The organism is Antarctobacter sp. (assembly GCF_965277915.1).
Lineage (GTDB): Bacteria > Pseudomonadota > Alphaproteobacteria > Rhodobacterales > Rhodobacteraceae > Antarctobacter.
In genome coordinates, this window is record NZ_OZ255849.1 from 214,405 (window position 1) to 235,154 (window position 20,750).

Here is a 20,750-nt window from a genome sequence, read left to right on the forward strand (position 1 = left end):
GGTGGCTGTGCCTCATGCCCTAAACGATTGTCGAAGACATTGAAGATGGGATGAAGCGATGGCCTGGCGCATCGGCATCGACTCGGGCGGCACGTTCACGGATGTTTGCCTCGTCGACGAAGACAGGAGCGAAGTGCAGATCTGGAAAGTCAGGTCGACGCCGGACGATCCCTCGCGCGGGATCGTGCAGGCTTTTGCTGAAGGTCTGTCGCGCGCCGGGGTTTCTGCGCAGGATGTCGCCTTTTTCGGACATGGCACGACAGTTGCGACCAACGCCTTGATCCAGCATCGTGGAGTCAAGACGGGGCTGATCACCACCGCGGGCTTTCGTGACCTCTTGGCCATCGCTCGGCAAAAGCGCCCGCACCTTTACGACATGAGCGCCGACAAGCCGCAGGAACTGGTCACGCGCGACCTGCGGCTGGGTGTCGGCGAACGTCTGCGTGGAGATGGCAGCGTAGAGGTGCCGCTGGACGAAGAGGAACTGCGCACAGCTGTCCGGCACCTACGGGCCGAGGGGGTTGAGGCGATCGCGGTCAGCTTTCTCTACGCCTTCCTCTCCGACAGGCATGAAAGGCGCGCTGCAGCGATCATCGCAGAGGAGTTCCCCCAAGCGTTCCTGAGCCTTTCGTGCGATGTCGCGCCCGAATTCCGCGAGTATGAACGTTTGTCTACCACTGTAGTGAACGCCTATCTCGGCCCGGTGATGCGGGGCTATGTTTCGGCGCTCAAGTCAAAGCTGCACGACGCGGGCTTGTCAGTTGCGCCGAACCTGACGCAGTCGAACGGCGGTGTGGCGGGATTTGATCACGCGGCGCGCGTGCCGGTGCGTACGCTGCTTTCGGGCCCTTCGACCGGGGTCGTCGCGGCGCAGAGGATCGGCCAGGTCACCGGCATCGACAACCTGATCACGTTCGACATGGGCGGAACCAGCTCGGACGTCGCATTGCTGACTGGCGGCAATTGTCGCCTCGTGGCGGAGGCGGATGTCCACGGGTACCCACTCAAGACCCCGATGCTGGACATACACACCGTGGGCGCAGGCGGCGGTTCTATCGCCCGTGTCGACAGCGGCGGTTTGCTGAAGGTCGGCCCGCGCAGCGCCGGGGCCCACCCGGGCCCGGCCTGCTATGGCCTGGGCACCGAGGACCCGACCGTGACCGATGCCAATGTGGTTCTGCAGACCCAGAACCCCAAGGCTCTGCTGAACGGGCAGATGCCCATCGACCGTGACCTGTCGCTGGCGGCGATGCAACGGCTCGCCGACCGGCTGGACCTGGGCGTGATGGAAACCGCGGACGGTATCCTGGACATCGTGACCGCGAATACCGCCAAGGCGATCCGCCTGATCTCTGTCCAGCGCGGGCATGACCCGCGCGACTATGCGCTGATGGCCTTTGGTGGCGCCGGGCCGGTGCACGCCGCGCGGCTGGCGGCGGAACTGGGCATGGACCGTATCCTGATCCCGCGCACGCCGGGCGTTCTCTGCGCACTGGGCCTGTTGCTGACGGACCTGCGGACGGACTATGCCGCGACGCAGATCCGGCTGCTGGACGAGGCGCGGCCCGCGCATCTGGCCGAGGTCTTCGAGGGCTTGGCGGATCAGGCGCGTGATTGGTTTGCCCGCGAAGGCATCGCGCCCGAGGCGCAGCGGCTGAGCCTGCACGTCGATATGCGCTATGCTGGCCAGAACTACGAGATTGCCGTTGATCTGCCCGAGGGGCCGATCGACGAAGACAGCCTTGCCGCGTTGCGCGAGGGGTTTCTGGCCCGGCACGAACAGCTTTACGGTTTCGTGGCCGAGGGCGACGCGATCCAGATGGTGACCTATCGGCTGCAGGCCACCGGTCTCGTGTCCAAAGCGCAGATGCCAGCATATCCGGACGCGGGGCCGGATGCCTCTGCCGCGCAGACCGGCCAACGCCCGGTCTGGATGCGCGAAGCGGGCGGTTTCGCCGAGACTCCCATCTATGATCGTACCCTCTTGAGGCCGGGGAATCTGATCGAAGGGCCTGCGATCATTGACCAGCTGGATACCACCACTGTCGTCCCGCCGGGAATGACGGCGCGCGTCGACCCCTACCTGACCCTGATCCTGGAGCGCAGCACATGACCCGGACGCTGAACCCCGTGACCGTCGAGGTGATCGGCAGCGCCTTTTCCTCTGCGGTGGACGAGATGGGCGAGGCGCTGGTGCGCGCCAGTCATTCCACCAACATCAAGGAGCGGCGCGATTGTTCAACCGCGCTTTGCACGGCAAAGGGCGAAATCCTCTGCCAGGCCGAACATATCCCGATGCACCTTGGCAGCTTCCTGCAATTCGTGCCGCGCCTGCTGGAGGCTTATCCGGCAGAGGACCTGCGCCCAGGCGATGTGTTTATCGGCAACGATCCCTACGCGGGGGGCGGCACGCATCTGCCGGACATCGTCATGGCAGTGCCGATCTTCGTCGAGGGCGCGTTGTTCGGCTGGGCCATCAATACCGCGCATCATTCGGATTTCGCCGACCGGGGCCACGCCCATGTCTACCAGGAGGGTTTGCGCATTCCGCCGACCCGCCTGCAACGCGACGGCGTGCGCCAGGCAGAGGTCATGCGTCTTTTCTTGCTGAATTGCCAGGTGCCGGATGAACGCCTGTCCGACCTGCGCGCGCAGATGGCGGCGAACCGGCTGGGCGTGTTGCGGATGCAGGAACTCTGCGCCCGTTTCGGCGTCGAGACGGTGGAGGCGGCGGGTGTCGCGCTGATGGCCTATGCCGAACGCAAGATGCGCGCCGGGATCGCGGCGCTTCCGGATGGCACATGGACCTTCTCGGACATATTCGAGACCGAGAGCCAGGCCGAACACATGACGCTGTCCGTCACGCTGACGATCCGTGGCGAGGAGATGGCGCTGACCTTCGACAGCCCGCCGCAGGTGCGGGCGGGTCTGAACGTGATCTACACCGCGCTGCAGGCGACGGTCTATTACGCGGTGAAGTCGGTGGTCGATCCGACGATCCTGCCCAACGCAGGGCTTACGCGGCCCCTGAGCATCACGGCGCAGCCCGGAACGCTGCTGAACTGCGTGCACCCGGCAGCGGTGGACGGACGTATCTCTGCCTGTCAGCGGGTGGTCGACCTGATCCACGGCGCGCTGGCGCAGGTGGTCCCGGACCGCGTCAGCGCGGCGGCCTGCGGTTCGGTCCATGTGGCCAGTTTCAGCGGTACGCGCCCCGATGGTGGACTTTGGGTCTACCTCGAAACCATCGCCGGCGGCTCTGGCGCACGGCCCGACAAGGACGGTCTGGATGCGGTGCAAGTGCATATGACCAACACTTCCAACCTGCCGCTGGAGGCACTGGAGGCGGAATACCCGATCACGCTGATGGCCTATGAATTTGCCGAGGACAGCGGCGGTGATGGCACCTGGCTGGGCGGCATGGGTGTAAGGCGGGTCTATCGCGCCGATGCCGATTGCCGGGTACAGATCATGGGCGCGCGGCTGACGTCGCGCGCCTGGGGGCTGGCCGGTGGCGGCCCGGGGGCCAGCGGCGCCTTCCGCATCAACGGCGATCCGCAGGCCATCGGCCTGTCGGGCAGCGCGGACCTGGCGGCGGGCGATATCTTCGAGGTCATCACGCCCGGCGGCGGGGGCCACGGCGATCCGGCAGGGCGCTCTGCCGTGTTGAGGGACGCGGATGCGCGGGCAGGGCGCAAGGCGGCCCGAGCATGAGTTCGCCGCGCACCTCTTCGAACGCGGCCCGCGCCGCGCGCATCCTGGCCGTTCTGGGCGAAGCCGGGGCCGAAGGTCTTTCGCTGACCGCCCTGGCAGAGGCGTTGGGCGATCCCCGCGCATCGGTCCATCGCGCGGTAGCGGCGCTGGCCGACCACGGGTTCGTCATGCAGATCGGGCGGCGCGGGAATTACCACGTCGGTCCCGCGATCCATGCCATAGCACTCAAGGAGGCCGCGGTGGGGGACATGACCGCCACGCTGCGTCCTTTGCTGATCAACGTGGCGGCGGAAACGGGCCTGCCGACCTTCCTGATGGCGCGGGCGGGGTTCGATTCCGTTTGCCTGGATTGGCAAAGCGGTTTCGCCCAGGTGCCCGCGATGTTCGACGGCATCGGCGGGCGGCTGCCTCTTGGTGTGGGCGTCGGCGGCCTGGTCGTGCTGGGCGAGATGGACGCCCCGGGCCGCGAGCAGGTGCTGCGCATCAATGCGCCGCGCTACGCCGACTGGGGTCTGGGCGAGACCGGGGTCCGGGATGAACTGGCCCGCTATCTCGAACAGGGCTGGCTGCTGGTGTCCCGACGTTCCGGCAAGGTCGATGTGTGCAGTCTGGCGATGCCGGTGCGCGACAACGTCGGGCGGGGTGGCGTCGAGCTGGCGGTCTCGGTGCTGGCGCCGGGGCGCGACATGGAGGCAGAGCTGAAACAGCGCGTCCGCGACAGCCTGTCCCGTCACCTGTCAGCGATGGAACTGTGATCATGAATTGTGCCCGGGCTTCGGAACCCCCAGTCCGCTCAAGCCTGGCGTTCACGTTCCGCAAGAGCACGAGACACCCGTTCCGACCCGTCGTCGATCGCACGGCAGATCGCCGCTCCGGCGGCCTCGGGGTCCCCTGCGCGCAGCGCCTTTATCAGCGCCTCGTAATTGGCGTGCTCTGTCCGGCTCGCCCCGGGATCAGGAAAGAGATAGTTGAACCCCGGGCCGGCGCGCAGCCAAAGCGTCTCGATCGTCTGCAGCAGGATCGGCATTTCGGCGGCGGCGTAAAGGCTGAACCGCAGCTCCTTGTTTTCCTTCAGCGCCTCATGCGGGTCGCGGGTGTGCTTGGCTTCAATGTAGGCCTGCACGCGCTGTTCCAGGGCGTCGATCTGGGCGGGGGTCATCTTTTGCGCCGCGGTCTCGGCGGCGAGGGATTCCACGCGTTTGCGGATCGCCCCCAGCTCGGCGTAGCTGGCCACGGTCATGACGGGGACGCGAAACGAACTGGCCGGTTCCGCCGTCAGCACGCCCGAGGCCGCAAAACGCACCAGCGCTTCGCGCACCGGCGTGATGCTCATCCCCAGCGAGGTCGCCAGGTCCTTTGTCACCAGCCGCGTGCCCGGTTCCATCCGGCCTTCGATCAACGCGTCGCGCAGCTGGCTTTCGACATGGGCGGTCAGGCTCTTGCGGGGCGGGGCGCTGAATCCGGTCTGCATAAAAAATGATCTCCTGCATGTGGTCCGACTGCACGCGGGGCGACGCCCGGCTTGTGGAGTTATGATATATGATATATTATATTCTGGATCGCTGCGAAAGATCCAATCACGAGGCCAAGACAGGCGGCCCGCTTTCCCATCCAACTTGCGACTGCATCCAATAGGAGGTCTCACGACATGAAGAATATTTCTGCATTTGCCCTCGGTCTTGCCTTGGCCTTTCCGGCCACGGCGACATTCGCACAGGACGACACGCTCGTCATTGGGCGATCTGCCTCGACCAACGCGCTTGACCCCGGTTTCCTGCGCGAGGCGGCGACCATCGTCGACAATATCTTTGACACGATGGTCATGCGCGACGAGGACATGAAGCTGGTTCCGGGCCTGGCGACCGGCTGGACCGCCGTCGACGACACCACCTGGGAGTTCACGCTGCGCGAAGGCGTGACTTTTCACAACGGCGAACCCTTTGACGCCGAGGCGGTGAAATTCAGCCTCGACCGCGTGCTGAACCCGGACAACAAGGCGCCGACCATCTCCTATATCCGCACGATCTCCTCGGTCGAGGTGGTGGACCCGATGACCGTGCGCATCATCACGGCCAAGCCCGATCCGCTGTTGCCGACACGGATGAGCCGTTACCCTGCCTACATCGTGCCGCCGAAATACATCGCCGAACACGGGCGCGAGCATTTCGCCAACAATCCCGTCGGCACCGGCGCCTATACCTTCGTGGATTTCGTGCCCGACGAGCGGGTGACGCTGGAGGCCAACCCCGACTACTGGCGCGGCCAGCCAGACATCAAGACGGTGATCTGGCGCCCGATCCCCGATGCGACGGCGCGGATCACTTCGCTGATCACTGGCGAGGTCGGGCTGATCGAGGACGTGCCGGTCGACCTGGTGCCGCTGTTGCAGCAAACGCCTGACGCCGACCTTGTGCAGGTCGAGAACGGTGGCCTGACCATCTACCTGGGCCTGCGCATGGACAAGGCGCCGCTGGACAACGTCAAGGTCCGCCAGGCCCTGAACCACGCCATCGATCGCGTCTCGATCACCGAGAACCTGCTGGGTGGTCTTGCCACGCCGAAGGGTACGCAGGTCGGTGCCGCCGATTTCGGTTATCTCGACGTGCCGGTCCCGGAATTCGACCCGAAACTGTCAAAGCAACTGCTGGCCGAGGCCGGCTTTGAAGACGGGTTCGAGATCACTTTGCAATCGTCCTTCCGCTACATGAAGAACGCCGAGGTGGCCCAGACCATCGCGCAGGGCTTCAACGACATCGGCCTGGATGTGAACCAGGAAACGATGGAATGGTCGGTCTACACCCAGACCGTGCCTTTCGAGGGACCGATCTACATGCTGGGCTGGGGATCCACCCAGACGCTCGACGCGGATGCGGCCATCTATGCGATCATGAAATCGGGTGAGCCCTATTCGGGTGCCCGGATCGACGCCCTTGATGCGCTGCTGGACCAGAGCCGGTCGACCGTCGATCCCGAGGCGCGCGCGGCAATCCTGCAGGAGATCCAGGAAGTCGCCGCCGAGCAGGTGCCGCTGGTGACGCTCTACCAGGAAGACAAGCTGATGGGCAAAGCCCCGAACGTGAATTTCGACGGCCGGGCCGACGCTCGTATCCCCGTCTTCTCGATCACGATGGACTGACCTCTTGACCGGAAGTTTGCGCATCAAGGGAAACGAGGACGCCGCCCTTGCGGTCGTCCTCCTCGTGGCCGCAGTGGCCTTTTGCATCCTGGTCCCGCTGGCCTGGCCGCTGGACCCGCTGCGCGGTGACATCTCCGCGACGTTCAAACCTCCGATGACAGTGGTGGGGGACTCGCTTCATCCGCTGGGAACCGATCAGCTCGGGCGGGATCTTCTCGCCCGGCTGGGATTGGGGACGCTGGTGTCCTTCGGGATCGTACTGATCGCGGCAATGATCTCTGTCGTGCTGGGCACCGCGCTGGGCATGATCGCGGGGTATTACGGCGGCTGGGTCGATGCGCTGATCATGCGTCTTGTGGACATCCAGCTGGCGGTACCCTTCATCCTCCTGATCCTATTGCTGGTCTCGGTGCTGGGGCCTTCGATGACGAATCTCGTGATCGTGCTGGGCCTGACGGGCTGGGCGATCTTTGCCCGGGTCGCCCGGGGACGCACACTGGAGGTGCGCGAACTGGAATACATCGACGCCTCGCGCGCGATGGGGCTGTCGGACATGACGATCATCTTTCGCCATGTCCTGCCCAATATCATCGGGCCGCAGACCGTGCTGCTGACGCTGGATCTGCCGCGCCTGATCATCCTCGAGGCCTCTGTCGGCTTTCTCGGGCTTGGGGTGCAGCCACCGATGCCGACGCTGGGCAACCTGATCGGTGAGGGCCGGTCCGTCATCCTGATCGCGAACTGGCTGGTGCTCTATCCCGGACTGATGATCGGCGCGCTGGTCATCGGTTGCAACCTGCTTGGCGACTGGCTGGTCCGCCGGGCCGAAAGCAAGGTGTCCTGATGAAAGGCCTGCGCTTCCTGCTGTCCCGCGCCGCTCAGGGGCTGATCGTGATGTTCGGCGTCTCGGCGCTGGTGTTCTTTGCGCTGTTCCTGACCGGCGATCCGGCGGTGCTGATGATGGCGCCGGACTCTACCGCCGCGGAAATCGACGCCTTCCGCGAAGCGATGGGCTTCGACGATCCGATCATCGTCCAGTACGGGCGGTTCCTGGTCGATGCGCTGCAGGGAGACCTGGGGTCATCCCTGCGCTACAGCCGCCCGGCGATGGACCTGCTGACCGAACGGCTGGGCGCAACCGCGCTCTTGGCGCTTTCGGCCCTGCTCTGGTCCTCTTTGCTGGGTTTCTTGCTGGGCGCCATCGCCGCAGTGCGCAAGAACAGCCCGATCGATTTTGCCATTCGTGTCATTTCCCTGTTGGGGCAGGCGGTGCCGGTGTTCTGGCTGGCGCTGATGCTGATCATCCTGTTTTCGCTGAACCTGCGCTGGCTGCCGTCCAGCGGCTATGGCAGCCTCAGCCACCTGGTCATGCCCTCGCTGGCGCTGGGCGCCTACTACCTCTCGGCAATCACGCGTCTGGTACGGTCCAGCCTGATCGAGACGCTGGGCGAAAACTATGTCCGCACCGCGCGCGCCAAGGGGTTGACCGAATGGCGCATCGTCGTCCGCCACGCGCTGCGCAACGCGATGATCCCGGTTGTCACCCTGCAGGGCATGTACCTGGCCTCGCTCATGGGCGGTGCGCTGGTGACCGAAATCATCTTTGCCTGGCCGGGCATCGGGCGGCTGGCGGTCGAGGCGATCCAGAACCGCGATTTCCCGGTGGTGCAGGCGGTGGTGCTGTTCGCGGCGCTGGTCTTTGTCGTGGCGAATTTCCTTGTCGATGTGGCCTACACTTGGCTGAACCCGAGGATCCGCCTGTGAGGACGGCGTCCGGCCCTCTGCTGGACGAGGCGCTGGATCTGACGGCGCGTTGGTGCGCGATCCCCTCGCACGCCGGTGACCCGGCGGCGCAGACACGCCAGGTGACCGCGCTGCTGGACTGGCTGACCGGCGACCTGGGGGCGACCATCATCGCGCCGATCGAAGAGCCAGAGGGTGCCCCGGTGATCCATGCGCGGCTGGACGTGGGCGCGGACGACAGCGTAATCCTCTACAACATGTATGACGTCATGCCCGCGGCGCCCGAAGGCTGGCGCGTCGATCCCTGGACGGGCGGACGGACCCGGATGGAGGGGCTGGGCGAGGTCTTTGTCGCCCGCGGTGCCGAGAACAACAAGGGGCCGCTGGCCGGCATGCTTGTCGCCCTGCGCGACCTGCACCGCGCCGGTCGCCTGGACGTCAACGTCGAGATCCTTCTGGACGGCGAAGAAGAACAGGGCTCGCCCGCGATGCGGCGCTACCTCGCCGCGCCCGGGTGTCCCTTGCCGTCCTGCGCGGGCGGACTGTTTCCCAGCCTTTGCGAATATGGCGGCGGGGCGCCGCGTCTGTTCCTGGGTTTTTCGGGGATCACCAAGGGCCGACTGCTGGTCGAGGGTGGGGAGTGGGGCGGCCCGCGCACCGCGATTCATTCCAGCAACGCGCCCTGGATCGCCAACCCTGCACGGGTGCTTGTCGACGCGCTGGCGGACTTCGGCGGTGCGGTGACGGGCGAACTGGATCAGGTCGCGCTGGATGAAGAGGCCTCTGGGTTGATCGCGCGGCTGGCGCAGGGGTTCGACCCGGAGTCCGAACTGGATTTTCGCACTGCCAGTCGCTTTGCCCGTGGCGGAGAGGCCGAGGCGTTGCTGCGCCATGTCCTGCGGACCGCCTCGCTCAATATCTCTTCGCTGGTCAGCGCCCCGGCGGGCGACACCGCCGTGATCCCGCACCGGGCCGAGGCCCTGTTCGACCTGCGCACCCCGCCGGGGCTGGAGGCCGACCGTTTCCTGGCGGCGCAGCGCGCCCGGCTGGACAGCAGCGCCGTGACGCTGGAGGTAGGAGAGAGCGCACCGGGCGTGCGGTTCGGCGCCGACAGTCGGGGTGCGCTGGCCCTGATCGCGGCCTATGAACAGACCTCGCAGGCGCCGCAGGTTTGGCCCTGGGCCCTGGGTTCTGCCCCCGGGCACGCCTTTGCCCGCCATGCCGAGAGCTTTCTGATCGGAGGCGCGGGACGGGGCGGGAATGCCCATGCGGTTGACGAGTTCCTGCAGGTCGAGGGGTTCGGGCGGTTCATCGCCTCGGTCCAGGCCTGGCTGACCCACATGGGGCAGGGCGTATGACCAACCGCTACCTCAACCGCCGTGACCTCGTCGCCGCCGGGGCGCTTGACTGGGACGCGGCCCTTGCCGATGTGCATGACGCCTTGGCCCTGTTGCGTGACGGAAAGGCCGAGATGGCCGCCGAGAACGTCCTGCCGTTGGGGGCTGATCCCCGCGCCAAGGGATATGGTCTGCCTGCCCGGGTCGGCGGGCGCTTTGCCGCTGCCGGGCTGAAATGGACCATCCACCGGCCCGAGGCGCCGCAGGGGGGCGAGGCGATCACCTCGCGAACCATCCTCGACGATCTGGACACGGGCCTGCCGATGGGTGTCGTGGACAGCGCCATGCTGACCCGCGTGCGGACCGCGGCTCTGTCCGGGGCGGTGGTGCGAGCGCTGAAACCCCGCGTCCGGCGTGTCGCGATCCTCGGCGCCGGGGCACAGGCCGAAATGCACCTGCGGATGACACAGGCCGTGCTTCCCGACCTGGCAGAGGTGCATCACTGGACGCGGTCGGGACGCGCATTGCAGGTGCCCGAAGGCGTCCTGGTCCGTTCTCACAGGACCGCCTCGGCGGCCAGCCTGTCGGCGGAGGTGACATTTGCCTGTACCTCGGCGCCCGAACCGATCCTGGGGCCGGAGGTGATGACCAGGGGCGCGCTGGTCCTGCAGACCGGCTTTCACGAGGTCAGCTTTGACGCGATCGACCGCGCCGATGCCGTGACCTGCGATCTCTGGGGAGATTTCGCGCGCACCAGCGCCAAGAGCCTGTTCCAGATGCACCGCGCCGGGCGATTTCCGGCCAGTCGCGTCGCCGCCGACGCGCCTGCGATCCTGCTGGACGGCTGGCGACCGGACCCGGCGGCCTGCGTCTATTTCTCCAGCTTCGGGCTGAACATCTTCGACATCGCCCTTGCCGCGCGGCTGATGCGTCGCGCCACCGACCTGGGGTTGGGGCAGATCCTAACCGACTGATTTCCGAAAGGACCGACATGCCTGTGACCATTTCCGCAAGCGAGCTTGCCGCCCGGCTGGATGAACCGGGGCTTGTCCTGGTTGATACACGCACCCGCGAGGCATGGGAGCAGGAAACCCTGCCGGGCGCGATCTTTCTGAACGTCTACGACTATTTCGTGCCGGAAAGCACCGATGTGGGCTATGCCGGCATGGCGGCGGGCGCCGCCGAGGCCTTTCGCCGGGCCGGACTGGACAAGGCCCGGACCGTGGTCTGGTTCGAGGAGGAAACGGGCATGCGCTCGCCACGTGGGCTGTGGTTTCAGGAGCTCCTCGGGCGTGACGGTGGCGTGATCCTGGATGGCGGGCTGGGGGCCTGGCGCGAGATCGGCGGGGCGACGGCGCCGGGGCAAGGGGTGGCCGAGGCGATCACCCATGTGGAGGGGCCCGCGCCAGAGGGCTGGCGTCCCGAGTTGGCCCTGACCCGCGACGCCCTTCTGACACCGGCGCCAGAGTTGCAGATTTTCGACGTGCGCCGTCCCAGCGAATTCGACGGCAGTTTCGCGCATGACTGCTGCGCCCGTGCCGGGCGTGTTCCGGGCGCGCTGTTCATGTTCTACGAGGACATGATCCGCGACGGGCGCTATCGGCCCTCCGACGAGATCCGCGCGGCGGCCATTGCTGCCGGGCTGGACCCGGCGCGGCCTGTCGTCACCTATTGCCATCGTGGCGCGCGGGCGGCGACAGCGCTCTACGGCTTGCGCATGGCCGGGTTCGACAGGGTCGGCATTTTTGTCGGCTCCTGGCACGAATGGGCCGCCGATCCGGACTTGCCGATGGAAACGGGGCCCGCCGCCTGACCGGTGGCCGAGTGCGTCAGAGCCAAGACTGGATCTCTACCCGCCTGCCCTTGCCGAAACGGTCAAGCCGGAACTCCCGCAGGTCGACACTGGGCCGTTGATCCGTGGCCAGTTCGGCCAGCACGCGCCCGGCACCGGGGCCGATACCGAAACCATGCCCGGAAAAGCCCGTCCCGACGACCAGGCCCGGCACGCCGGCGACGGTCGAGATGACCGGGATCACGTCCGGTGTCACGTCGATCAGGCCGCCCCAGCGCTGCACCTCTTCGAGGTCCGCCAGCGCGGGAAAGCTCTCCGCAAGGCGCTGCTTGACCTGTCGCAGGGCGCGGCGGTCCGGCGTGGGATCCATGATGCGGTGGCGCGTCAGGCTGCGTTCCAGCGCAGTGCCGGACAGCAACCAGCCGGCCTCGCGCAGGGTGGCGGCGCCCAGCCGCAGCTTGAGGCCCGGCAGCATGCTGCGCAAGCCGGGCAGAAAGGCCCGCATGTGGCGGAAACTGTCCGGCACGATCTCGGCCACGGCTGTCGCGGAACTGGCCATCGTGACCCCGCCATCCGCACGGTGCCGCAGGGCAACGCCCCCCAGCGAAAGGCACGGGATGAAGGCGCTGCTCTGTGCCTCTGTCAGCGGGCCGGTGCGGAAGGCCGAGGACAGGACCTTGAGCTGGGGCAGCTCGACCCCCAGCCGTCGCAGCAGCGGCGCGGACCAGATGCCGCCCGCGACGACGACGCTCCGCGTTGCGATTTGCCCCCGTTCCGTACGCACTCCGCAGATGCCTGCATGGTCGGTTTCGATCTCCAGCGCGGCACAGTTCTGGTGGATGCTTGCCCCCTCCCGGATGGCCTCGCGCGCCAGCAGCGGCGCGGCGCTTTGCGGTTCGGCTCGCCCGTCACCGGGCAGATAAAGCGCGGACAGCCCGGTTCGGGCCAACCCTGGGGCGATGGCCATGAGACCTTCGGGGTCCAGTATCCTGGCGGCGATGCCGTGCCCCGCGGCCTCTGTCACCCAGGCCTGGTGACGGGCCGCCTGTTCAGAGGAGCGGGCGACATAGGCAATGCCGCATTCGACATAGCCAAGATCGGGGCCGATCCTGTCCGACAGGGTCTGCCAGCGGCGCCGCGCCAGGCTCGACAGGGGAAGTTCGCGCAGGTCGCGCCCGGCCTGCCGGACCCAGCCCCAGTTGCGGCTGGATTGTTCCCCGGCGATGATCCCCTTTTCCAGCAGGCAGGTGCCATGGCCGGCGCGGGCAAGGTCCAGTGCCGTTGCGACGCCGATGATCCCGCCGCCGATGACGACGACATCTGCCGTCGCAGGCAGATCGCCCGAACTGGCGACCGAAAGCGGGGCGGGGCCGCGATTGGGCAGTGTCATGTCAGAAACAATCCTCGACCCCCCAGTGGACGGGGATTTCGGCCACGCTGGCAGAGGCGGGCAATTCCAACACGGTGCGGGTGATGCGGGCAATGTCCTCGGGGCGGGTCTTGTCGCTGCCATCGGTGCCCGATGCGGCGCGGCCCATGTCCGTGGCCACGAAGCTGGGACAGATCGCGGTGGCCCGCACACGGCTGTCCTTGCCGGCTTGCCGCAAGGCATGGGTCAACCCGACAAGCGCGAATTTCGACATGGCATACAGGCCCGAACCCGGCGATTTCACGCGCTTGCCAGAGAGCGAGGCGATGGTGACGATCCGGCCCGGGCCTCGTTCGAGCAGGGGCCAGGCCAGTTGCGACAGGCGCATCGGGGATTTCACATTGACGTCGAACAGCCGGTCGAACTCGGCCTCGCTGGCCTCCAGCACCGAATGGGCACTGTGGATGCCGGCGTTCAGCACAAGCCCGTCCAGCCGGCCAAAACGCGCCTGCGTCGCGGCGGTCCAGGTTCTTTCGCTGTCCGGGTCGGTGGCGTCGTAGCGGCAGGTCAGAACGTGGTTCGAGGCGGGCAGGGGGCTGCTGGCCGGATCGCGCAGGCCCAGGCTCAAGGCCCATCCGGCGGATTGCATCTCGGCGGCGATGGCCGCGCCGATGCCCCGGCTGGCGCCGGAAATCATCACGACGGGGCGGCTCATGCCGGGATGCCCGCCGCCTGCTCGGCGATCTCGCCAGCCCATTCCGGGCCGGGCACCTGGACGCGATGCCCCGGCGAAACCTCGCGCCATTCGCGTTTTGGCGGCTGATAGTCCAGCGGGCGCACCGGGCTTTTCAGTTCGCGCACGTCCAGCCCGCGCCGCACGTCCCTGCGCGCCGGGTCTGGCACCGGCACGGCCGACAGCAGGCGGCGGGTGTAGGGATGCTGCGGGGTCTCGAAGATCGCGGCGCGTGGGCCGATTTCTACGATCTCGCCAAGGTACATGACCGCGACGCGGTGGCTCATCCGCTCCACCACCGCCATGTCGTGACTGATGAAGAGGTAGGACAGGCCCATCTCTTCCTGCAGGTCCAGCATCAGGTTGATCACCTGCGCCTTGATCGAGACATCAAGCGCGGACACGGCCTCGTCCGCGACGATCAGGCTGGGCGTCATGCCAAGCGCGCGGGCGATACAAAGGCGCTGGCGTTGACCGCCTGAAAACTCGTTGGGATAGCGCCGCGCCATGTCGCCTTTCAGCCCGACCTTTTCCAGCAGGTCCGCCACGCGCGCTGGCGCCTCGGCACGCGAGACCAGTCCGTGGGTCAGCATCGGTTCGGCGATGGCATCCCCGATGCGGAACCGGGGATCGAGGCTGGCAAAAGGATCCTGAAAGATCATCTGCATCTTGCGTCGGTAGGGGCGGATGGCGCGGCGCGACAGGCCCAGAAGTTCGTCGCCTTCCAGCTTGACCGATCCGCCCTGCGCCGGGGTCAGCCCCAAAATAGACCGCCCGGCGGAGGATTTTCCGCAGCCGGATTCACCCACTAGGGCCAGGGTCTCGCCGGGGTGAATGTCGAAATCGATGCCCTCGACCGCGTGGACGCGCCCCGCGCCCCGGCCCAAGAAGCCGCCGCCGGTGGCATAGCGCGTGGTCAGGCCGCGCACCTGCAACAGGGGGGCAATGCTGTCATCCACGCGCGCTTCGACCGGGCGGGCGGGAAGGGGAATGCCGGTTTCGGCCTCGACCAGGGGAAAGCGCGCGGGCTGACGGCTGCCGGTCATCGACCCCAGACGGGGCACCGCGGACAGCAGCGCGCGGGTGTAGGGCTGTTCCGGTGCGGCGAACAGCGCCTCTGTCGGGCCCTGTTCCACGGCACGTCCGCGGTACATGACGATGGTTCGGTCAGCGACCTCGGCCACCACGCCCATATCATGGGTGATGAAAAGAACGGCCATGTCCTCTTCTTCCTGCAGCACCTTGATCAATTCAAGGATCTGCGCCTGGATCGTCACATCCAGTGCCGTCGTAGGTTCGTCCGCGATCAGCAGGCGCGGGCGGCAGGCCAGCGCCATCGCGATCATGAACCGCTGGCGCATCCCGCCCGAGGACTGGTGCGGGTATTCGCCCATCCGTTGCCGCGCCGCCGGAATGCGCACCCGTTCCAGCAGGCGCTGCGTCTCGGCCAGGGCGGCCTTGCGGTCCATGCCCTGGTGCGCCTCCAGAACCTCGGCGATCTGTTCGCCGATCTTCATCGAGGGGTTCAGCGAGGTCATCGGCTCCTGGAAGATCATTGCCATGTCGTTGCCGCGCACGCCGCGCATCTGCGGCTCCGACAGCGCCAGCAGGTCGCGGCCTTCCAGCAGGATCTTGCCCCTGATGCGGCTTGTCTCCGGGTCGAGCAGGCGCATCGAGGCCAGCGAGGTGACGCTTTTCCCCGACCCGCTTTCCCCCACGAGGGCCAGCGTTTCGCCCCGCGCGATCTGCATCGACATGTCGTGGACCACCGGGGTCCAGCCGGAGCGGCCGCGAAAGGCGACCTCGAGTCCGGAGACGGAGAAGACAGGTTCGGTCATGGCGCGGTCCGTTTCGATCGGTTCAAGCGTAGCGGCTTGCCCGCCGTTCCGGAAGGGAGCGCCGAGTGGCGCGAACCGGGAAAACGAGGGGTTGCCGTTCAGGATATATCATATATCGTGACAAGAGAGGTCCGATCACGCAAGGGGAAACTCGCCCCGGCGGGCCAATCAAGAGAAAGGACCGAGCATGAAACTCGATGAACTGCCCCGGCTGTCGCTGGGATTCCTGCCCACCCCGGTCGAGGACCTGCCCCGCCTGAGCGCGGAACTGGGCGTCTCGCTTTCAGTGAAACGCGATGATTTCACGGGCTTCGGCGGTGGTGGCAACAAGGTGCGCAAGCTGGAATTCCTGATGGCGGATGCGGTGGCGCGCGGCGTTCAGGTGGTCATCACGACCGGCGGGCACCAATCGAACCATGCGCGGATGACAGCCGCGGCTGCCCGAAAATTCGGCATGAAGCCGATCCTTGTGCTGCGCGGCAACCGTCCAGACGCCTGGCAGGGCAACCTGCTTTTGGATCACATCCTGGGGGCCGAGGTCGATTTCCTGGACCCGGATGCCTATTTCGAGCAGATCAATCCGCGGATGCAGGCCCATGCCGACGCCGCAGAGGAACGCGGCGAGAGGCCCTACATCATCCCGCTGGGCGGGGCCAGCGCACTGGGCGCGATGGGTTATGTGAACGCGATCCGCGAATTGTCGGAACAATACGCCGCAACGGGCCGCAAGGCGCCGGACTACATCTGTGCGCCGGTCGGATCGGGCGGCACGCTGGCGGGCATGGTCGTCGGCTGTTCGATCTGGTGGCCGGAGACCAAGGTGCTTGGTATCGCCGTGACCGGAACCGCCGTGCCGTTCGCCGAGCGGATCGCCGTCATGGCCAACGACGCGGCCGATTTGCTGGACCTGGAGCAGCGGTTCACGCCCGAGGATCTGCGGATCGAAAATGACTATGTCGGACCGGGTTATTCCATCCCCTCCGAGCAGGGCAACGCGGCCATCTTGCGGACCGGTCATGCCGAGGGCGTGCTCTTAGACCCTGTCTACACCGGCAAGGCGATGGCCGGGATCATTGATCTCGCGCAGCGCGGCGCCATCGAACAGGGATCGGATGTATTGTTCGTGCATTGCGGCGGCACCCCTGCGCTGTTCCCCTTCAGCGACCAACTGACGGCCGACGTCAGCGCGTGACAGGTGCCTGCGCCCTGGTGATCAGACCCACCTGAGTGTTCCGGTTTACTCTTTGATGCAGGACCGGCGCCTGGCGTACAGGCGCCGTAACTGCCGGTGGTCCGGCATCGGGGAACACATCAGTTTGGCGCGGACCCCACATCACGGTGAGGAATTTCGCGGGGCCAGGTCAAACCGCGCCGAGTTTTGCTCGGCGAGACAAATGCTGCCGTTACATGATAACGCGCTGGCCCCAAATCCCGTTCAGTCGGTTCCGCGTCGCTTGCCAACGCTATCGCAATTCGATGCCGTCGATCAGTCCGAAGAGCGCATTCAGCGTCTCCATCTTGCGTTCGGCCGGGGCAAAGACCACCTCCGCGCTTGATGTGTCTGCTCCGAGCAAGCTGAGTTGTTTCACATCCTCATTGCGGCCCGTGCCCGTCCTCCAGACGAAACCGACGCCCATGCCATTGACCACGGCCTCGTAGACCCCATCCCGGTTGTCGAGGGTCAGGAAAGGCACCGGGGACACATCGTGGCGCCGAAAATAGCGGTCCAGAACCTTCTGGGTCGACGACCCGGTCGTTCGAAAGATCAGCCGGTGGCGAAGCAGTTCTTCACATGTGACCGCATCTGCGTGGACCAGGGGGTGTGACGGGGTCACGATGGCGACGACATTGTTCTTCAACAGGGGTTTGCGGCGGAACCGTCCGTCCTTGGGAACCTCTGGCAGGATTCCCACGTCGACGGTGTGGTTGATGACCTGCCGCATGATCTTGTCATGTGACCCGGTGGTGACCTGCAAGGCGATATGCGGATAGGCCTTGTTGAAAGCGGCGATCACCGACATGCCGGGCATCGCGTTGCCCAGCCCCACGGACAGTTCTCCCTTGGTCAGCGACCCGTGACGCCGCAGCATCTGCTCAAGCGATTCATACTCGGTGATCACGCGCTCGGCCGCATCGCAGAGCCTTTCGCACAAGGGCGTCGGGTGCAGCTTTCCCTTTTCGCGTACGAAAAGCACCACGCCGTAGTCCTCTTCCAGCTTGCGCACCTGCTGCGAGATTCCCGGCTGGGTGACGTTCAACTGTCGCGCGGCCGCAGCGTAAGAGCCGGATTCGGCCACTGAACGGAGCGCTTCGAGGGTGCGAAGGGAAATAGTCATGGGCGCTCCAAAGCGAGATTATGATTTTCTCAAAGCATAGCTTTGCTTTGTCACAGCCATGTCACGGCCGGCAGGCAGATGTGCCGCCGAGGCCGGAAACGGTCGCACTCGAACCTGAACGAAATCTTGTCCCCACACCAAACCGCCTCGGCGCTTCCAGCGCCGAGGCCCAGGGAGCCTTTGCCCGTGGCCTCAGTACTGACCGTAAACAACCAGATATCCAGCCAGCTTTCGCCTGACCTGGTCGCGCAGGACCGCCTTGTGCTGTGCGATCTCGATGGCTGTCTTGTTTCGGAAGGGCGGGCCTACAGCGACGCCGTCACCTTCGTGGCCAGCTGCGGACAGCGGCTGTGGCTGGTGTCCAACAATTCGACCCATTGCGCGGCAGACCTGAGCACGCACCTGGCGACGCTTGGGCTGAACGTACCGGCCAACCGGATCTTGCTGGCGGGCCAGCAGACTTTGGCGCATCTGGCACGCCTGCATCCCGGGGCGCGTCTGGCATTGTTTGCCAGCGCCGCGATGGAGTTGGAGGCCCGGCGGCTTGGTTTCGTCCTGACGTCCGAGGCCGCTGACCTAGTGCTCTTGTGCCGCGACACGCAACTTTCACTGGAGAGGCTGAATACAGTGGCGGCCCTGGTTCGGGGCGGCGCGGTCTTCTGGGTCTCCAATACCGACACAGCGCACCCCGGCCACGCTGGCCAGCCCATCGCCGAAACCGGCGCGCTGCTGGCCGCGCTGCGCGCCATGCTGTCGGAACTGAATTTCCAAAGCATCGGAAAACCGCACCCTCACCTCGCCGCCTTGGCGCTGTCGTGCACCGGTGTCGCCGCCGCAGAGGCCGTCTTTGTCGGGGACAACCCGGACACGGACGGCGCCGTCGCGCGGGCGGTCGGCACCCGCTTTGTCCAGCTTCGCCGTACAGGAGCCCCGGAATGACACTCTATATCCTGCGCACCCTGCTGAAGATGGTGCTGACCCTCTTCGCCATCATCACCCTTGTCTTCTTTGCCACGCGGATGTCGGGCAGCCCGCTGGACACCGCGCTTGGCGACGGCCTGGCCGAGGAAGACCGTGCCCTGATGATCGAGTATTTTGGGCTGGATCGATCGATCTGGTATCAATATCTCGCCTATCTGCGCGGCGTGTTCGAGGGCAACTTTGGCCTGTCCTTCATCGAGCGCCGTCCGGTCGCCGACATCGTTGCCGAACGTATCTGGCCCACGCTGCAACTGTTGGGCAGCGCGCTGGCGCTGACGTTGGTGGTGTCCGTTCCGCTGGGCGTGGTCGCGGCGCTGTGGCGCGACAGTTGGATCGGCAGCGCGGTCATGGGGCTGGCCTTTATCGGCTACGCGGTGCCCAATTTCGTCATCGCCACCTTCATGGTGCTGATCTTTGCCTTCTCTCTCAACTGGTTGCCGGTGGTGGGCAACGGCACGCCCTGGCATTTCATCATGCCCACCATCGCCATGTCCGGGGTTCTGATCGCGGCGCTGACCCGTTTCACCCGCAACGCCATGCTGGACGTGCTGGGGCAGGATTTCATGCGCACTGCCCGCGCCAAGGGGCTGCCGGAAACCGTCGTGATCCTGAAACACGGGCTGCGCAACGCGGGTGTCACCGTTCTGTCGGTGCTGGGCCTGCAGATCGCCGGCATGGCCGCGGCGGGCAACGTGGTGGTCGAGGCCATCTTCAGCTGGCCCGGCATCGGAGAACTGCTCGTCTCGGCCGCCATCATGCGGGACTACCCGGTGCTGCAGTTCGGAGTGATCTCCGTCGCCTTCGCCGTGGTCGTCATCAATGCCCTCACCGACATCGCCTATGTCGTCGCGGATCCGCGGATCCGCATGGCGAAAGGATAAAGCCATGACCGTCACCACCCACATCCCGTCGAGCACCTCTCTACCACTGACGCTTTGGCGCGACAGCAATGTCATCCAGAAGGCGGCGGCCCTGATCGGTCTGGCCCTGGTCCTGATGGCGCTGCTGGCGCCGCTGATCGCCCCGTTCGATCCGCTGGCCCAAAGCCTGATCTCTCGCCTGCGCCCGCCGCTGGGGTTCGAGCGTTACAAGGACGGGTTCTACCTGGGCACCGACGAACTGGGCCGCGACGTCCTCTCGCGCAGCCTGCACGGTCTGCAACTGACCCTTGGGCTGGCTCTGGCGGGGGCGACCATCGGCCTGCTGATCGGCGGCACGCTGGGCCTGTTCGCCGGGTTGCGCCGCGGCTGGGCCGAAGACGCGATCATGGCCGCCGTCGATCTGCAGATCGCCGTGCCTTTCACCCTGCTGGCGCTGCTGATCCTGGCGCTCTTCGGGTCGTCTTTGACCGTCATGATCTGCGTGCTGGGCATCGCGGGATGGGAACAATACGCCCGCATCGTGCGTGCCGAGGTGCGCAAGATCACCGAACTGCCCTTCATCGAGGCGGCGCGCGCTTCGGGCGGCGGGCAGCGGTACATCGCGCTGACCCATGTGCTGCCGAACATTGTCTCGCCGCTGGTGGTGCAGTTCACCCTGTCGCTGTCCAACATCGTGATCCTTGAATCGACGCTGTCCTTCCTGGGCCTTGGAGTGCAGCCGCCCACCGCCACGCTGGGCAGCATGGTCGGCTATGGCCGCGATTACATGCCCACCGCCCCCTGGATGGTGATCGCGCCCGCCGTGCTGATCATCCTCGTCACCTTTTCCGTGCAGATCCTTGGCGATTGGCTGCGTGACCGCGCCGATGTCCGCCTGCGCGACCGCTAAC

General features: G+C 66.2%; 18 protein-coding genes. 13 read left to right on the forward strand and 5 right to left on the reverse strand.

Going from position 1 to position 20,750, the window contains the following annotated elements; translation table 11 throughout:
• Positions 1 to 58 precede the first annotated feature (58 nt).
• The 3 genes from ACQY5B_RS01975 to ACQY5B_RS01985 are packed head-to-tail and all read left to right on the forward strand — an operon-like array spanning position 59 to position 4,469.
• The gene (locus ACQY5B_RS01975) at positions 59 to 2,113 is read left to right on the forward strand and encodes a hydantoinase/oxoprolinase family protein (protein ID WP_420326609.1); all 2,055 of its coding nucleotides are present in this window, start codon (positions 59 to 61) and stop codon (positions 2,111 to 2,113) included.
• Positions 2,110 to 3,714, forward strand: coding sequence for a hydantoinase B/oxoprolinase family protein (locus ACQY5B_RS01980; protein WP_420326608.1), 1,605 nt, complete (start codon positions 2,110 to 2,112; stop codon positions 3,712 to 3,714). The genes ACQY5B_RS01975 and ACQY5B_RS01980 overlap by 4 nt, the downstream gene beginning before the upstream one ends.
• Positions 3,711 to 4,469, forward strand: coding sequence for a helix-turn-helix domain-containing protein (locus ACQY5B_RS01985; protein ID WP_420326607.1), 759 nt, complete (start codon positions 3,711 to 3,713; stop codon positions 4,467 to 4,469). Before ACQY5B_RS01980 ends, ACQY5B_RS01985 begins: the two co-directional genes overlap by 4 nt.
• A 38-nt stretch (positions 4,470 to 4,507) precedes the next feature.
• Here the strand turns inward: ACQY5B_RS01985 and ACQY5B_RS01990 are convergent, their stop codons facing one another.
• Positions 4,508 to 5,185 carry a GntR family transcriptional regulator gene (locus ACQY5B_RS01990; protein ID WP_420326606.1) on the reverse strand — a complete coding sequence of 226 codons (678 nt, stop codon included), beginning with the start codon at positions 5,183 to 5,185 and terminating at the stop codon, positions 4,508 to 4,510.
• A 177-nt stretch (positions 5,186 to 5,362) separates the two neighbouring features.
• On the opposite strand from ACQY5B_RS01990, the gene ACQY5B_RS01995 reads away from it, so the two are divergent.
• From ACQY5B_RS01995 to ACQY5B_RS02020, 6 genes are read left to right on the forward strand one after another with little or no spacing between them, the layout of a single operon-like run.
• Entirely contained in the window at positions 5,363 to 6,850 is a 1,488-nt protein-coding gene (locus ACQY5B_RS01995; RefSeq protein WP_420326605.1) for an ABC transporter substrate-binding protein, read from the forward strand.
• Positions 6,851 to 6,854: 4 nt separating this feature from the next.
• Entirely contained in the window at positions 6,855 to 7,694 is an 840-nt protein-coding gene (locus ACQY5B_RS02000; RefSeq protein ID WP_420326604.1) for an ABC transporter permease, read from the forward strand.
• Complete coding sequence (locus ACQY5B_RS02005; protein WP_420326603.1) at positions 7,694 to 8,614, forward strand: ABC transporter permease; 921 nt, start codon at positions 7,694 to 7,696, stop codon at positions 8,612 to 8,614. The genes ACQY5B_RS02000 and ACQY5B_RS02005 overlap by 1 nt, the downstream gene beginning before the upstream one ends.
• Positions 8,611 to 9,951, forward strand: a complete 1,341-nt coding sequence (locus tag ACQY5B_RS02010; RefSeq protein WP_420326602.1) for a M20/M25/M40 family metallo-hydrolase — start codon at positions 8,611 to 8,613, stop codon at positions 9,949 to 9,951. Before ACQY5B_RS02005 ends, ACQY5B_RS02010 begins: the two co-directional genes overlap by 4 nt.
• On the forward strand, positions 9,948 to 10,904 hold the full coding sequence (locus ACQY5B_RS02015) for a hypothetical protein (RefSeq protein WP_420326601.1): 957 nt from the start codon (positions 9,948 to 9,950) through the stop codon (positions 10,902 to 10,904). The genes ACQY5B_RS02010 and ACQY5B_RS02015 overlap by 4 nt, the downstream gene beginning before the upstream one ends.
• Before the next feature lie 17 nt (positions 10,905 to 10,921).
• A complete protein-coding gene (locus ACQY5B_RS02020; RefSeq protein WP_420326600.1) occupies positions 10,922 to 11,743 on the forward strand; it encodes a sulfurtransferase in 822 nt (273 codons plus the stop codon).
• A gap of 16 nt (positions 11,744 to 11,759) precedes the next feature.
• Here ACQY5B_RS02020 and ACQY5B_RS02025 read toward each other — a convergent pair whose 3' ends face one another.
• The 3 genes from ACQY5B_RS02025 to ACQY5B_RS02035 are packed head-to-tail and all read right to left on the reverse strand — an operon-like array spanning position 11,760 to position 15,662.
• Positions 11,760 to 13,112, reverse strand: coding sequence for an NAD(P)/FAD-dependent oxidoreductase (locus ACQY5B_RS02025; RefSeq protein ID WP_420326599.1), 1,353 nt, complete (start codon positions 13,110 to 13,112; stop codon positions 11,760 to 11,762).
• Position 13,113: 1 nt separating this feature from the next.
• The gene (locus ACQY5B_RS02030) at positions 13,114 to 13,806 is read right to left on the reverse strand and encodes an SDR family NAD(P)-dependent oxidoreductase (RefSeq protein ID WP_420326597.1); all 693 of its coding nucleotides are present in this window, start codon (positions 13,804 to 13,806) and stop codon (positions 13,114 to 13,116) included.
• Complete coding sequence (locus ACQY5B_RS02035) at positions 13,803 to 15,662, reverse strand: ABC transporter ATP-binding protein (RefSeq protein WP_420326596.1); 1,860 nt, start codon at positions 15,660 to 15,662, stop codon at positions 13,803 to 13,805. The genes ACQY5B_RS02030 and ACQY5B_RS02035 overlap by 4 nt, the downstream gene beginning before the upstream one ends.
• A gap of 187 nt (positions 15,663 to 15,849) precedes the next feature.
• On the opposite strand from ACQY5B_RS02035, the gene ACQY5B_RS02040 reads away from it, so the two are divergent.
• A complete protein-coding gene (locus ACQY5B_RS02040; RefSeq protein WP_420326595.1) occupies positions 15,850 to 16,854 on the forward strand; it encodes a 1-aminocyclopropane-1-carboxylate deaminase/D-cysteine desulfhydrase in 1,005 nt (334 codons plus the stop codon).
• Between the two features lie 271 nt (positions 16,855 to 17,125).
• On the opposite strand, the gene ACQY5B_RS02045 is transcribed toward ACQY5B_RS02040, so the two are convergent.
• Positions 17,126 to 17,998, reverse strand: a complete 873-nt coding sequence (locus ACQY5B_RS02045; protein WP_420326594.1) for a LysR substrate-binding domain-containing protein — start codon at positions 17,996 to 17,998, stop codon at positions 17,126 to 17,128.
• Between the two features lie 186 nt (positions 17,999 to 18,184).
• Here ACQY5B_RS02045 and ACQY5B_RS02050 point away from each other — a divergent pair, with 186 nt between their 5' ends.
• From ACQY5B_RS02050 to ACQY5B_RS02060, 3 genes are read left to right on the forward strand one after another with little or no spacing between them, the layout of a single operon-like run.
• Entirely contained in the window at positions 18,185 to 18,937 is a 753-nt protein-coding gene (locus tag ACQY5B_RS02050) for an HAD-IIA family hydrolase (RefSeq protein WP_420326593.1), read from the forward strand.
• Entirely contained in the window at positions 18,934 to 19,860 is a 927-nt protein-coding gene (locus tag ACQY5B_RS02055) for an ABC transporter permease (RefSeq protein ID WP_420326592.1), read from the forward strand. Before ACQY5B_RS02050 ends, ACQY5B_RS02055 begins: the two co-directional genes overlap by 4 nt.
• 4 nt (positions 19,861 to 19,864) lie before the next feature.
• Complete coding sequence (locus ACQY5B_RS02060; protein ID WP_420326591.1) at positions 19,865 to 20,749, forward strand: ABC transporter permease; 885 nt, start codon at positions 19,865 to 19,867, stop codon at positions 20,747 to 20,749.
• The last annotated feature ends 1 nt before the right edge of the window (position 20,750 follow it).